10 protein-coding genes and 1 pseudogene are annotated in these 13,731 nt (G+C 72.2%); 6 read left to right on the plus strand and 5 right to left on the minus strand.

Annotated elements, in window-relative coordinates:
- The first annotated feature begins 456 nt into the window (after positions 1 to 456).
- The 4 genes from nrdR to AFB00_RS21530 all read left to right on the plus strand — a co-directional run bounded on the left by nrdR (position 457) and on the right by AFB00_RS21530 (position 5,260).
- A complete protein-coding gene (nrdR, locus tag AFB00_RS21515) occupies positions 457 to 945 on the plus strand; it encodes a transcriptional regulator NrdR (RefSeq protein WP_068798692.1) in 489 nt (162 codons plus the stop codon).
- A gap of 179 nt (positions 946 to 1,124) precedes the next feature.
- Positions 1,125 to 3,980 carry a vitamin B12-dependent ribonucleotide reductase gene (locus AFB00_RS21520; protein ID WP_068798693.1) on the plus strand — a complete coding sequence of 952 codons (2,856 nt, stop codon included), beginning with the start codon at positions 1,125 to 1,127 and terminating at the stop codon, positions 3,978 to 3,980.
- Between the two features lie 41 nt (positions 3,981 to 4,021).
- The gene (locus tag AFB00_RS21525; RefSeq protein ID WP_068798694.1) at positions 4,022 to 4,717 is read left to right on the plus strand and encodes a hypothetical protein; all 696 of its coding nucleotides are present in this window, start codon (positions 4,022 to 4,024) and stop codon (positions 4,715 to 4,717) included.
- Positions 4,718 to 4,768: 51 nt separating this feature from the next.
- The gene (locus AFB00_RS21530) at positions 4,769 to 5,260 is read left to right on the plus strand and encodes an NUDIX hydrolase (protein ID WP_068798695.1); all 492 of its coding nucleotides are present in this window, start codon (positions 4,769 to 4,771) and stop codon (positions 5,258 to 5,260) included.
- A gap of 235 nt (positions 5,261 to 5,495) precedes the next feature.
- On the opposite strand, the gene AFB00_RS21535 is transcribed toward AFB00_RS21530, so the two are convergent.
- The 5 genes and pseudogenes from AFB00_RS21535 to AFB00_RS32225 all read right to left on the minus strand — a co-directional run.
- A complete protein-coding gene (locus tag AFB00_RS21535; RefSeq protein ID WP_068798696.1) occupies positions 5,496 to 5,735 on the minus strand; it encodes a hypothetical protein in 240 nt (79 codons plus the stop codon).
- Positions 5,736 to 5,791: 56 nt separating this feature from the next.
- Positions 5,792 to 7,096: an MFS transporter gene (locus AFB00_RS21540; RefSeq protein ID WP_068798697.1), complete on the minus strand. Its 1,305-nt coding sequence runs from the start codon at positions 7,094 to 7,096 to the stop codon at positions 5,792 to 5,794.
- Positions 7,097 to 7,099: 3 nt separating this feature from the next.
- On the minus strand, positions 7,100 to 8,074 hold the full coding sequence (locus AFB00_RS21545; protein ID WP_083275732.1) for a MaoC family dehydratase: 975 nt from the start codon (positions 8,072 to 8,074) through the stop codon (positions 7,100 to 7,102).
- 40 nt (positions 8,075 to 8,114) lie between these two features.
- Positions 8,115 to 9,107 carry a MaoC family dehydratase gene (locus AFB00_RS21550; RefSeq protein ID WP_068798698.1) on the minus strand — a complete coding sequence of 331 codons (993 nt, stop codon included), beginning with the start codon at positions 9,105 to 9,107 and terminating at the stop codon, positions 8,115 to 8,117.
- Between the two features lie 178 nt (positions 9,108 to 9,285).
- A pseudogene (locus tag AFB00_RS32225) lies at positions 9,286 to 10,353 on the minus strand (CaiB/BaiF CoA transferase family protein); the annotation flags it as partial.
- A 197-nt stretch (positions 10,354 to 10,550) separates the two neighbouring features.
- Here AFB00_RS32225 and AFB00_RS21575 point away from each other — a divergent pair.
- Positions 10,551 to 11,948, plus strand: coding sequence for an MFS transporter (locus AFB00_RS21575; RefSeq protein ID WP_068798703.1), 1,398 nt, complete (start codon positions 10,551 to 10,553; stop codon positions 11,946 to 11,948).
- Between the two features lie 71 nt (positions 11,949 to 12,019).
- On the plus strand, positions 12,020 to 13,714 hold the full coding sequence (locus AFB00_RS21580) for a thiamine pyrophosphate-binding protein (RefSeq protein WP_068798704.1): 1,695 nt from the start codon (positions 12,020 to 12,022) through the stop codon (positions 13,712 to 13,714).
- The last annotated feature ends 17 nt before the right edge of the window (positions 13,715 to 13,731 follow it).

The raw sequence follows: 13,731 nt of genomic DNA on the forward strand, positions 1-13,731 counted from the left end.
TCCGTTCACCTGCACGGCGTGGTGATCCGTGCGGCCCGGTGCTCGTACTGCCGGTGCCCGCATCGCCCGGTGGCTGCTGTCGCCACCCGTGTCCTCCGTCACCACGTCGGCGGCGCCTGTCGACGGGTGCCGTCTGCCGCGGGCGATCGGCGTGTCACGGACCGCCGACACCGCCTGCCGTGCGCGTGCCCGGTGCCCGGCCGGTGCCCGCGCGCCGGTCCGTGTGCCTGAACTGCGGGTATCGGCCCCGATGGGCGTCGGTACCGGTGCCGACGACGCGGAGGGCCGGTGTGCGAGGCTTCCGGTCCCGATCGGGCGAAGCTGCGCGACACGCACCCCCTGGGATGGCGGACCCCAAGATGTAGGGGTTACATTGACGTCGTTCTCCCACTGGTTGGGGGTTCGGATCATTACGCAGCGTCTCCGGTAGGCCACGGGAGAGGGGTGGGACACGTCGTGCGTTGCCCCTTCTGTCGTCACCCGGACTCGCGGGTGATCGATTCCCGGACCGCCGACGACGGGACGTGCACCCGCCGTCGCCGGTCCTGCACCGCGTGCGGGAGACGGTTCACCACGGTCGAGGAGACGGTTCTCGCCGTGGTCAAGCGCAGCGGTGTGAGCGAGCCCTTCAGCCGGCAGAAGGTCGTCGGCGGGGTGCGGCGGGCGTGTCAGGGCCGTCCGGTCGACGAGGACGACCTGCAGCAGCTCGCCCACAAGGTGGAGGAGACGGTGCGCGCCCGCGGAGCGGCCGAGATCCCCAGCCACGAGGTGGGGCTGGCGATCCTGGGTCCGCTGCGCGACCTCGACGAGGTCGCCTACCTGCGGTTCGCGAGCGTCTACCGCTCGTTCTCCTCGATCGAGGACTTCGAGAAGGAGATCGCCGACCTGCGTTCGGCGGCTGCCGGGGAAGCAGCCGACGACCGGGCCGGTGACCCGGACGGCTGACCGGGGTCCCGTCGTACGGGTCGGCACGGGCGCAGGGGGCGCGGTGCCGGGCCGGCGGTCACGGGTCGTCGTACCGGGTGGACCGGCGGTGCAGCTCGTCTGAGCACCGCCGGGGCCCGCGCTCCCCAGCGCGCGGGTGAGGAAGGAACGGTCAGATTTCGGATGTGCGGAGGCAGTTCATGACCGAGACCGTCGGGGGCCCGACGACAGACACCACTGCGGCTGCGAAGGTCGCACGCGGCCGGGGCAAGGCCGGTGCCAAGCGGCGCGGCCTGGCCGTGCAGCGGGTGTTCACCACCGAGGGCGTGCACCCCTACGAGCAGGTGGAGTGGGAGCGCCGGGACGTCGTCATGACGAACTGGCGCGACGGCACGGTCAACTTCGAGCAGCGCGGCGTGGAGTTCCCGACCGCCTGGTCGCTGAACGCCACCAACATCGTCACCAGCAAGTACTTCCGGGGTGCGGTGGGCAGCGCGACGCGTGAGTCCAGCCTGCGGCAGCTGATCGACCGGGTCGTCGGCACCTACCGGCGGGCCGGCGTCGAGCACGGGTACTTCGCCACGGACGCCGACGCCGAGATCTTCGACCACGAGCTGACCTGGATGCTGCTGCACCAGGTGTTCAGCTTCAACTCGCCGGTCTGGTTCAACGTCGGCACGCCCAGCCCGCAGCAGGTCAGCGCGTGCTTCATCCTCTCGGTCGACGACACGATGGAGTCGATCCTGAACTGGTACCGGGAGGAGGGCCTGATCTTCAAGGGCGGCTCCGGTGCCGGGCTGAACCTCTCCCGCATCCGCTCGTCGAAGGAACTGCTGTCCTCCGGCGGCACCGCCTCCGGGCCGGTCTCGTTCATGCGCGGTGCGGACGCCTCCGCGGGCACCATCAAGTCCGGCGGGGCGACCCGCCGGGCCGCGAAGATGGTCGTGCTCGACGTCGACCACCCCGACATCGAGGAGTTCGTCGAGACCAAGGCCAAGGAGGAGGCCAAGGTCCGGGTGCTGCGCGACGCCGGGTTCGACATGGACCTGGGCGGCTCCGACATCACGTCGGTGCAGTACCAGAACGCGAACAACTCGGTGCGGGTCAACGACGAGTTCATGCGGGCCGTCGAGGAGGGCACGGACTTCGGTCTGCGTGCCCGGATGACCGGCGAGATCATCGACCGGACCGACGCCCGCAAGCTCTTCCACGGCATCGCCGAGGCGGCCTGGAACTGTGCGGACCCGGGCATCCAGTACGACAGCACGATCAACGACTGGCACACCTGCCCGGAGTCGGGCCGGATCACCGCGTCGAACCCGTGCTCGGAGTACATGCACCTGGACAACTCCAGCTGCAACCTGGCGTCGCTGAACCTGCTGAAGTTCCTCGACACCGACGACCGGTTCGACGCGGAGACCTTCGCCAAGGCCGTCGAGCTGATCATCACCGCGATGGACATCTCGATCTGCTTCGCGGACTTCCCGACCGAGCCGATCGCGGACACCACCCGGAAGTTCCGCCAGCTCGGCATCGGGTACGCGAACCTCGGCGCGCTGCTCATGGCGACCGGGCACGCGTACGACTCCGAGGGCGGCCGGGCACTGGCCGGGGCGATCACCTCGCTGATGACCGGGGCCGCCTACAAGCGGTCCGCGGAGCTGGCCGGGATCGTCGGCCCGTACGAGGGGTACGCCCGCAACGCCGAGGCGCACCAGCGGGTGATCCGCAAGCACGCGGCGGCGAACGACCAGATCCGCAGCTTCCCGGCGTCGAACGCGATCCAGACGATGGCCTCCGGGGTCTGGAAGCAGTGCCAGGAGATCGGCGAGGCCAACGGCTGGCGCAACGCCCAGGCCTCGGTGCTGGCTCCGACCGGCACGATCGGCCTGATGATGGACTGCGACACGACCGGCATCGAGCCGGACCTGGCGCTGGTCAAGTTCAAGAAGCTGGTCGGCGGCGGCTCCATGCAGATCGTCAACCAGACCGTGCGCCGGGCCCTGGACAACCTCGGCTACCAGGCCGAGCAGGCCGAGGCGATCGTCGAGTACGTCGCCGAGCACGGGCACGTCATCGACGCGCCCGGCATCCGGCCCGAGCACTACGAGGTCTTCGACTGCGCCATGGGGGACCGCACCATCGCCCCGATGGGTCACGTCCGGATGATGGCGGCGGCCCAGCCGTTCCTGTCCGGTGCCATCTCCAAGACGGTGAACATGCCCGAGCGGGCCACCGTCGCCGACGTCGAGCGGATCTACCTGGAGGGGTGGCGGCTCGGCCTCAAGGCCCTGGCCATCTACCGGGACAACTGCAAGGTCGGCCAGCCGCTCTCGGCGGGCAAGGGTGACTCGGCGTCGAAGACCGCCGAGGCCGCGCCGACCGTCGTCGTCGAGCAGCGGCCGATCCGCAAGCGGCTGCCGAAGAAGCGCCCGAGCGAGACGGTCTCGTTCACCGTCGGCGGCGCGGAGGGTTACCTCACGGCCGGGTCCTACCCGGACGACGGGCTGGGCGAGATCTTCGTCAAGCTCGGCAAGCAGGGCTCGACGCTCGCCGGTGTCATGGACGCCTTCTCGATGTCGATCTCGGTGGGGCTGCAGTACGGCATCCCGCTGGAGTTCTACGTCTCGAAGTTCTCGAACCTGCGGTTCGAGCCGGCGGGCATGACCGACGACCCGGACGTCCGGATCGCGACCTCGGTGCTGGACTACCTGTTCCGCCGGCTCGCGCTGGACCACCTGCCCTACGAGAAGCGGGTCCAGCTGGGGATCTTCTCCTCCGACGAGCGGTCCGCGCAGGTCGAGAACGACTACGGCCAGGGCACCGAGAAGCTGGACATCGACGAGTTCCGGTCGTCGGTGCCGACGGCGGGTACCAGGGAGGAGCCGGGTGTCGAGCCGGCCCCGGCCGAGGTCGGCAGCTCCACCGAACTGCTGGAGCTGCGCCTGGGCAAGGCGGCGGACGCCCCGCTGTGCATGACCTGCGGGACGAAGATGCGTCCCGCCGGGTCCTGCTACCTCTGCGAGGGCTGCGGCTCCACCAGCGGATGCAGCTGAGCACGGGCGGAGACGTTCCGCGGGGCGGTACCGGTGCGCCGGTGCCGCCCCGCGGCGCGTCGGCGGGTCCGCAGGACGGGGCCGAGGACCTGACCGGGCCGGTCGCCGGGCGGCTCGGCGTCGATCCGCGGGTGCTGGCCGTCGTCGTCGGGGCCCCGTGGCGCCGGATGTCGGGCTCGGCCGGGCCCGGCGACGGAGCGGGGGACCCCGCGCATGCCGTCCGCGGCCGGGTGTTCGTCGGGGTGCCGTCCCCCGCGGAGCTGACGGCGCTCGACCTCCCGGCCGACGGGCTGCGGCACTTCGGGCTGAGCCCGGCCGAGCTGCGCGCCGGTGGCTGGACCGATGCCGACCTGCGCGCGGCCGGCCTGCCGGTGCCCGGCGGCGACGACGTCGAGTGGTTCGTCGCGGGGGAGCCCCCGCAGCTGCTGCTCGGGATCGACCCGGCCGGCCGGCCCCGGCTGGCCCGGCCCGAGCCCCGCAACGAGCAACGGGACGACGGCGTGGTGCGTGTCCTCGGACCGGTCGACGCCGAGCAGGTCCCGGACCTCACCGGCTGCACCGATCCGGAGGGCGCCGCCGCGACCGGGGTTCGGGCCGTCCGCGACCGGCTGCTGCGCACGGCCCGCCGGCAGCTCGTGCACTGCGCGTTCTGCCTGCGGCAGACCCATCGGGCCGGCACCGGGTACGGCGCCTGCCCGGACTGCGCCGCCCGCTGGCTGGGCGTCGTCGACGCCTGACCGCGCCGGGGCCGGTAGGGCCGGGGTGGCCCCGTGGTTAGGGTCGGTCGGGTGACCGGTCGATTCCAGGTGGTTCCCGCGGCCTACGTCCTGCTGCTGCGCGGTGACGGTGCGCGGACCGAGGTCCTGCTGCAGCTGCGTGCCGGCACCGGCTACCGCGACGGGTACTGGGCGGCGGCCGCCGCAGGCCACGTCGAGCAGGGCGAGGACGTGTTCGCGGCCGCCGTCCGGGAGACGCGCGAGGAGCTCGGTGTCGTGGTGGACCGGGACGATCTCGTCGCTGTGACGGCCATGCACCGGACCGGGGGCACCGGGCTGGCCGTCGACGAGCGGGTCGACTTCTTCCTCTCCTGCCGCCGCTGGTCGGGGGAGCCGCGGGCGGCCGAGTCCGGGAAGACCGCGGGACTGGACTGGTTCCCGCTCGCCGCACTCCCGACGCCGACCGTGCCGCACGAGCGGTTCGTGCTCGACGCCCTGCGCACCGGGAGCATCGTTCCGATCGTCAGCCACGGGTTCGCCGCGGCCGACGACGCGGGCCACTGATCGCCCGGCGCACCGGCATCCCGGTCGTGACGGTCGGCCGGGGGGGTGCCGCGGCCGCCGAGCCGGGGCACCGAACACGTCCGGCGGACCGTGACCGGTGGTGATCGAATCCCGGGCTGCGTCCGGTGCCGCGGGTGGCACCGGACGCAGCCGAGGATCGGGCCACCACGGGCCGACCGGCGACGGCCGGTACCCGACCGATCCCGTACCGGCCCTCGCCGCCGACCGCGGTGCCTCAGTCCTGCGGATCGACGAGCTGGACCTCGATCGTCACGGCGGGGTCCTCGTCGTCGTCGGGGTCGACGGCCCAGTGCAGGACCCACTCGACCTCGTAGTCGTCCCGCGTCATGCCGGGCGGGGCGACGTTGACCCACTCACCGGTCCGGGGCACCGCCCGGAACCATCGGATGTGATCGGGCCGCAGCCCGATCCGGACCCGGACGGGGATCAGGTCCCCGGGCGCGTCGGCGGTCACGACCCGAGAGCATGACCCAGCGTGCGCGGACGCGCATCCCCGGACCGGGGGGCCGGTCAGACCGCGTGCCGGTAGGTCTCGCGGGTCGCGGCGACGGTCCCGAGGGTGATCAGCGCGGAGGCGACGACGTAGAGCCCGACCGGCCACAGAGCCCCACCGGCCCACAGCGTCAGCGCCGCGGCGACGGTCGGCGCGAGCCCGCTGGTCACGACCGAGGCGAGCTGCTGCCCGACCGAGATCCCGGTGTAGCGGACCCGGGTGGTGAACAGCTCGGAGAACAGGGCCGGCTGCACGGCGTAGGTGGACCCGATCGCCAGGACGTAGCCGACGATGATCGCCAGCCACAGCAGCGTCATCGAGCCGCTCTCCAGCATCCACGTGAACGGGAACGCGAACACCAGGGTGAACGCGGCGCCGAACAGGTAGACCGGCCTGCGCCCGACCCGGTCCGAGAGCAGTCCGAACAGCGGGTACGCGACCGCGATGCATGCGGCGGCCACCGTGGTGGCCAGCAGGATCGGCGTCCGGGGAAGGTCCAGGTTCCCGGTGGCGTAGGACAGCGCGAACGTGAGGATGATGTAGGAGAAGATCCCCTCGGAGCTGCGCAGCCCGATCGTGACCAGGATGCTGCGCCACTGGGTGCGGAACACCTCGACGATCGGCAGCTTCACCTCCTGCTGCTCGCGCTTCATCCGCTCGAACGACGGCGACTCGGCCACCGCGAGCCGGATCCACAGCCCGACCACCAGCATCACGGCGCTGAGCAGGAACGGGACCCGCCAGCCCCAGGACAGGAACTGTTCCTCGGGCAACAGCGCGAACAGCGCGAAGATGCCGGTCGCCGAGATCAGCCCGAGGGCGTTGCCGATCTGCGGGAACGTGCCCCAGAACCCGCGTTGCCGCGGTGGCGCGTGCTCGACGACCATCAGCACCGCGCCGCCCCATTCGCCGCCGACGCCGAATCCCTGGACCAGCCGCAACAGCACGAGCAGGACCGCGGCCCAGACGCCGATCGTGTCGTAGGTCGGGAGCAGGCCGATGGCGAACGTCGCCAGCCCCATCACGGTGAGCGTGAGCACGAGCATCGACTTGCGGCCGACCCGGTCACCGAAGTGGCCGATGACCACGGCGCCGAGCGGGCGGGCCAGGAACCCGACGCCGAGTGTGGCGAACGCGGCGAGCGTCCCGACCGCGGGATCGAGCTCGGGGAAGAAGATCCGGTTGAACACGATCGCCGACGCGGTGCCGAAGATGAAGTAGTCGTACCACTCGACCATCGTCCCGACGAGGCTCGCGGTGGCGACCCGGCGGACCGGGTGGGTGGTGGTCGCGCCGGTGGCGCGTTCCGGTGCGGACGACATCGTTCAGCCCCCGTCGACCGGCGCGTGCGCCCATCCGACGGCGGTCCGCGTGCCGTCCTCCTTCTCCACCCGGACCTCGCTCTCCAGGTGCCGCGCGCCGTCGTGGGTGACCGGGCCGAGCACCGCCCCACGGGCGGTGACCAGGTCGTCGACGTAGAACGGGTTGACGAACTTGACCGACAGGTGCCCGCCGGTCACGAAGGACGGACCGTAGAAGGCGGTGCACATCCGGCTCAGGTAGCCGACCTGCTGCATGGCCTGGGCGACGGTCCGGTCCATCCCGACCTTGCGGGCGCCCGCGGCGTCGGTGTGGATGTTGGAGAAGCCCCGCCCGCCCCAGGAGAAGACGTACATCTGCTCCTGGGAGATCCGGGTCGCGACCGGGACCAGCGGGGTGCGCTCGGGGAGGTCGAACGACGCCCGGGCGGCGGGCTCGGCGTCGCGGCTCTCGCCGGTCACCATCCGGGCCGGTGCGGGGGCCCGCGAACCGCCGACCACGTCGGCCGCCCGGGTGTGCATGATCTCGGTGCCGCGGCGGGTCACCAGCGGGCGTCCGTCCGCGCCGTGCGCCGCGGCCTCCATCACCACGTAGCCCTGGCCCCGGCGCTCGTAGGTCTCGACGTAGCGGCCGCCGATCGTGACGGTCTCCCCGATCCGGATGGCGGAGTGGAAGGCGATGTCCTCGTGGGTGTGCAGGCCCTCGGCGGTGTTGCCGTCGTAGCCGGCGTAGAAGAGGAACAGCAGCTCGTTGCACAGCAGCGCGGGGTGTGCCGCGGGCGCGCCCTCGTGGGTGAGGGCCGCGGCGGCCGGGTCGTCCTGGGCGAAGACGTAGTTCTTCACCAGCCGGTCGTCGACGGTGATCTCGAACGGGCCGAACTGCTCGCCGATCTCGATGTTCTCGAACAGGGCCTGCTTGGTGCCCGTCCACCACGGCGTCGTGGTGCCGCCGACGGTGGCGGGCTGTGCGGTGGTCGTCATGCGTGTGCTCCTCGTCGGGAAGGGTCGGGAGAAGGACGGTTCAGGCGGCGGGGACGGTGGCGCTCGCCCAGCCGACGGTGGACAGCCGGCCGTCGGCGCGGCGTACCCACACCTCGGCGGCGATCGTGGTGCCGCCGTCACCGGCCGGGGTGACCTCGGTGACGACGCCACCGACCCGCAGCGGTTCGAAGACCTCGACCGGGGCGACGAACTTGACGCGCAGCCATCCGCCGCCGAACAGCGCCGTACCGAAGAACCGGGTGAGCATGGCCGTCACCAGCCCGCACTGCTGCTGACCCTGGACGATCGGGATGCGCAGGCCACCGGCCCGGGCCACGTCGAGGTCGCTGTGCACGTTGCGCACGTACTCGCCGGTGCGCGAGAACACCGACGCCTGCTCCTGGGTGATCGTGACCTCCAGCCCGGGCAGCGCGGCGCCCGGCCGCACCGTCGGGGTGCCGGGCACGGCCGTGGGGAGGCCGGGGTCGGCGGTGCCGCTCACCCGCCCCGATCCGGACGACCCGGTGGCCCCGCGGCCGGCGACGTCGCCGGGCCGGGTCCGGAGGATCTCCACGCCGCGGTGGCGCAGGACGCTCCGGCCGTCCGGTCCGGTCGCCGCGGCCTCCATCACCACGTAGTCCTGCCCGCGCCGGGTGTAGCTCTCGACGTAGGTGCCGGACAGCGTGACCTCGTCGCCGAGGAACGCCGGGCTGTCGAACCAGAGCTGCTCCTCGGTGTGCAGACCGACCGTGCGGCTCGCGGCGTAGCGGGTGGTGAACAGCTGGACGAGGTCGTTGGACAGCAGCCCGGCGTGCGCGATCCGGCCGCCGAACGGGCTGTCGTGCAGGTGCCACGGGTGGTGGTCGTCCTGGGTGAAGGCGTAGCGCTTGATCTTGTGGTCGTCGACGACCAGGGTGACCGGGCCGAGCGCCTCGGGGATATCCAGGTTCTCGAAGACCGGTTCCTTGAGCCCGGCCTCGGGATCGACACCGTCGGCCACCACGCGGGGGTCGGTCAGATCGCGCCAGGTCATGTCCGGTGTTCCTCGCTCTCGTGTTCGGGTGCGGCGGGCCGGGATCAGATCGCGCCGGCGTCCTGCAGTGCGCGGATCCGCTCGGGGAGAGCCCGAGCAACCGGCCGTAGACCGCGGTGTTGTCCTCCCCGACCGTCGGGGGTGCCTTGCGGGCCCGCGCCGGGGTGGCGCCGAGCTTGATCGGCATGCCGGGCAGGGTGAGCGTGCCGAGCTCGGGGTGCTCGACCTCGATCATCATCTCCCGGGCCCTGACCTGCGCGGAGTCGGTGGCCTCGGCGACCGTCGCGACCGCGGACGACGGGATCCCGGCCGCGGCCAGCCGGGTGGAGATCTCCTCGGTCGGCTCCCGCCGGGTCCAGCCGCGCACGATGTCCTCCAGCGCCTCGACGTGGGCCAGCCGGTCGGCCTGCCCGCGGAACCGGGGGTCCTCGGCGAGCGCGGGATCGCCCATCGCCGCCGCCAGCCGCGGGAACAGGGCGTCGGTCCTGGCGTGCAGGTAGACGTGCCCGTCGCGGGTCGGGAAGGTGTTCGCGGGCACGGTGATCTGGTCCCGGTTGCCGGTGCGCCCGCCGGTCTCGCCCAGCATCGCCCAGGCGCTGGGCAGCGTGCCCATGCAGGCGAACAGCGTGTCCATGCAGGCGATGTCGACGTGCTGGCCGGCACCGGTGCGAGCGCGGGCGGCGAGCGCCGTCATCGCGCCGATCACGCCGTGGAACCCGGCGGTGTGGTCGGCCAGGAACGCGCCGGCCATCGTCGGCTCGCCGTCCGCGGAACCGGTCATGCTCATGAGACCGGAGCCGGCCTGCGCGATCGCGTCGAACAGCGCCCGGTCCCGGTTCGGACCGGTCTGGCCGTAGCCGGAGATCGACACCAGCACGGTGCGCGGGTTGAGCTCGTGGATGCGCTCCCAGCCGATGCCCATCGCGTCGAGCGTGCCGGGCCGGAAGTTCTCGACGACGACGTCGCTGCGCGCGACGAGGCCCTCCAGGATCGCGGTGGCCTCCGGATGCCGGGTGTCCAGCGTGATCCCGTGCTTGTTCCGGTTGAACATCATCGTGTAGAGGCTGTGCCCGTCGACGAACGGCCGGTGCCGCCGGCCGTCCTCGCCGCCGGGGCGTTCGACCTTCACGACCTCCGCGCCCATGTCGCCCAGGATCTGGCAGCACAGCGGCCCGGCGATGAAGCGGGAGAGGTCCAGGACCCGCAGGCCCTCGAGGGCACCGGGGAGTGGGTCATCCTCTGGCACGGCGACCTCCTCGTCGCAAAAAGCTAGACGTCTACTCAACTCGATTCAGGCACGGCACCGGTCGCGCCGTCAAGGCCCCGGGGTGCGCCTTGACGCCCGCCGGGTCCTGTGGTCAGACTCGATGAGTCTAGCGAACTAGACAACTGGTCGGATCCGTCCGGCACGTCCACCCGTCCACGCTCGACAACGGAGTCCTCGTGAGCACCACACCTGCGGCCGCGCGGCCCCCGGAGACGACGGCGGAACGCACCGCCGTCGCCCGCCGGGCGGCACTCGCCAGCCTGATCGGCACGGCGATCGAGTGGTACGACTACTTCATCTTCGGCACCGCGTCGGTGCTGGTCTTCGGGACCCTGTTCTTCCCGAGCGAGGACCCGCTGGCCGGAACGCTGTCCGCGTTCGCCGTGTTCGGTGTGGGGTTCTTCGCCCGTCCCGTCGGCGGTCTGGTCTTCGGCCACATCGGGGACCGGCTCGGCCGCAAGGGTGCCCTGGTCACGACGCTGATGATGATGGGCGTCGCCACCTTCCTGATGGGGCTGCTGCCCACCACGGCCCAGATCGGCGTCCTCGCCCCGATCCTGCTGGTGCTGCTGCGCATCGTGCAGGGCTTCGGGGTCGGCGGTGAGTGGGGCGGCGCGGCACTGGTCGCGGTGGAGTACGCCCCCGAGGGGCGGCGCGGGGCCTACGGCAGCGCGCCGCAGATCGGCAACGCGGTCGGGCTCGTCGCCGCGACCGGCGTCTTCGGCCTGGTCACGTTGCTGCCCGACGAGCAGCTGTTCAGCTGGGGCTGGCGGATCCCGTTCCTGGCCAGCATCGTCCTGGTGCTCGTCGGGCTGTTCATCCGGATGCGGCTGACCGAGACACCCGCGTTCGTCGCGGCGCAGGAGGCGGCCGAGGCCGCGAAGGCCGACGGCGCCACACCGGTCGAGCAGCAGGTCCCGCTGCGCACGCTGCTGCGCACCGAGCGCCGCCCGCTGCTCATCGCGATGGGCCTGCGGCTCGGCGAGGCGATCTACGGCTACATCCTGCTGACCTTCGTCCTGACCTACGCCGAGAACTACACCGACCTGGACCGCTCGGACGTGCTGTGGGCCAGCTGCATCGCCGCCGGCGTCGCGATCGGGACCTACTACGGGATGGGACGCCTGTCCGACCGCATCGGACGACGGCCGGTCTACCTCATCGGCGCCGCCGTCGGGGCGGTGATGACCTGGCCGATCTTCCTGATCCTGGACACGAACTCGGTGCCGCTGGTGATCGCGATGATGATCGTCGCCTACGCCATCGGGATCGGCGCTCTCTACGGCGTGCAGCCAGCGATGTTCTCCGAGCTGTTCGGCACGACCACCCGCTACACCGGCCTGTCCCTGGCCGCGCAGCTGCCGAGCATGGTCGTCGGCGTCTGGCCCTACCTCGCGACCTCGCTGCTCATCGCCACCGGCGGCGATCCCTGGCCGGTCGTGCTCATCACGATCGTCGTGCTGGGGATCGGCGCCTGGTGCGCGATCGCCGCCCGCGAGACCCACCGCTCCGACCTCACCGGCGGCCACCCCGGCGGCGCCGGCGCCGCAGCCACCCCCACCGACCGGGCGTGAGCACGACCGCGTCCCCGCACACCCCGGCCACCACCGCGCCGGACCGCACGACCGCAACGGAAGGACATCGAATGTCGGACGAGATGACCGGCGGCCAGCTGGTCGTGAGGATGCTCGAGTCGCTGGGGGTGCGCCACGTCTTCGGCGTCGTCGGCGGCCAGACCCTGGCCATCACCGACGCGATCATCGACACCCCCGGCATCGAGATGGTCCACACCCGGCACGAGAACGCCGCCGCGGTGATGGCCGACGCCTACGGGCGGCTCACCGGAACCCCGGCGGTCGCGATCGCCACCACCGGGCCGGGCGCGACGAACCTGCTCACCGGTGTCGGCGGCGCGTTCCGCGACTCCAGCCCGGCGATCATCATCACCTGCAACAACAACGGCGAGAACATCCACAAGGACGACGCGCAGAACGCCGACCACGTCGCGATCTTCGCGCCGTTCACCAAGTACAGCAGGCTGGTCGCGCACGCCTCGTCGATCAAGCAGGCGATGGAGGAGGCCTACGTCGCGGCGATGACCGGCAACCCCGGCCCGGTGCACCTCGACTTCGCCCGCGACACCATCGAGAACGTCGTCGGCGCCCCGCCCGAGGTGCCCGCGGCGCACCCGTCGCGGGACTGGGTCGGGACCCGCCCGGTGCCCGCTCCCGCCGCCGTCACCGCGGTCGCCGAGCGGGTGCTCGCGGCGGACCGGCCGGTGATCTGGATCGGCAACGGCGGCAACCGGGCCCGGGCCTCCGACGAGGTGCTGGCGCTGGCCGAGGCGCTGGAGATCCCGGTGATCACCACGTTCAACGGCATGGGTGCGGTCCCGACCGACCATCCGCTGGTGTTCGGCGCACTGTCGAGGATGGGCACCTCGCTGACCTCGCGGGTGCTCGCCGAGTCCGACCTGGTGCTGGCGCTGGGCAACAGCCTGAACGCCGTCTCCACCCGGCGCTGGAAGACCCCGCTGCCGCCGGTCGTCCAGGTCGACGTGGATCCGATGATGATCGGGCGCTACTACGCCGAGACGACCACCGGTGTCGTCGGTGACCTCGGCGCCTTCTGCACCGCACTGGTCGCGGCCACCGCCGACGGCGCGGCCGGGGCCCGGGCGTCGCGGGCCGGCTGGACGGCCGGACTGCGCGACGCCGAGCGGGACTGGTGGGCGCTGTCGGACTCCCGGGAGCCGCAGACCCCCGGCACCGTCTCGCCGGCCGTCGTCGTGCGGGCGTTGCGCGAGGTCACGCCGTCCGGCGCGGTGCTCATCCCGGACGCCGGCAACCCGGGCGTGTGGTCGTTCCTGTGGGAGATGCCGGAGCCCTACCGCTACATCAAGCCGGTCGGCTTCGGGAACATGGGCTTCGCGCTGCCCGCGGCGATCGCCTCGGTGGCCGACGACCCGCAGCGCCCGGTGCTCGCCCTGATCGGCGACGGGTCGCTGGGCATGAGCCTCGGTGAGCTGGAGACCCTGGCCCGGGTCGGCGGCCCGGTGTGCGTGGTGGTGCTCAACGACTCCAGCTACGGCAACATCCGCCAGGAGCAGGAGCTGCACTTCGACGGCCGCACCATCGGCGTCGACTTCGCCGAGGTCGACTTCGCCGCGGTCGCGCAGGGGATGGGCGTCTCCGCCCGCCGGGTGACGGCGGTCGGGGACCTGGTGGACGCGGTCCGGGCGGCGTTCGCGTCCGGCCGGCCGGCGCTGGTCGACGTGGTGCTCGACCGCGAGGCGAACGCGTGGACCTACGAGGCGTTCCGGCCGCATCAGGCAGGCTGAGCCCTGGCCCGCCGGGC

Source organism: Pseudonocardia sp. HH130630-07, from assembly GCF_001698125.1.
Classification (GTDB): Bacteria; Actinomycetota; Actinomycetes; order Mycobacteriales; family Pseudonocardiaceae; genus Pseudonocardia.

Excerpts from the sequence above, each read along its gene's own strand:
- AFB00_RS21520 (WP_068798693.1), top strand. The coding sequence starts at position 1,125 with ATGACCGAGACCGTCGGGGGCCCGACGACAGACACCACTGCGGCTGCG.
- AFB00_RS21540 (WP_068798697.1), bottom strand. The coding sequence starts at position 7,096 with ATGTCGTCCGCACCGGAACGCGCCACCGGCGCGACCACCACCCACCCG.
- AFB00_RS21545 (WP_083275732.1), bottom strand. The coding sequence starts at position 8,074 with ATGACGACCACCGCACAGCCCGCCACCGTCGGCGGCACCACGACGCCG.
- AFB00_RS21550 (WP_068798698.1), bottom strand. The coding sequence starts at position 9,107 with ATGACCTGGCGCGATCTGACCGACCCCCGCGTGGTGGCCGACGGTGTC.
- AFB00_RS21580 (WP_068798704.1), top strand. The coding sequence starts at position 12,020 with ATGTCGGACGAGATGACCGGCGGCCAGCTGGTCGTGAGGATGCTCGAG.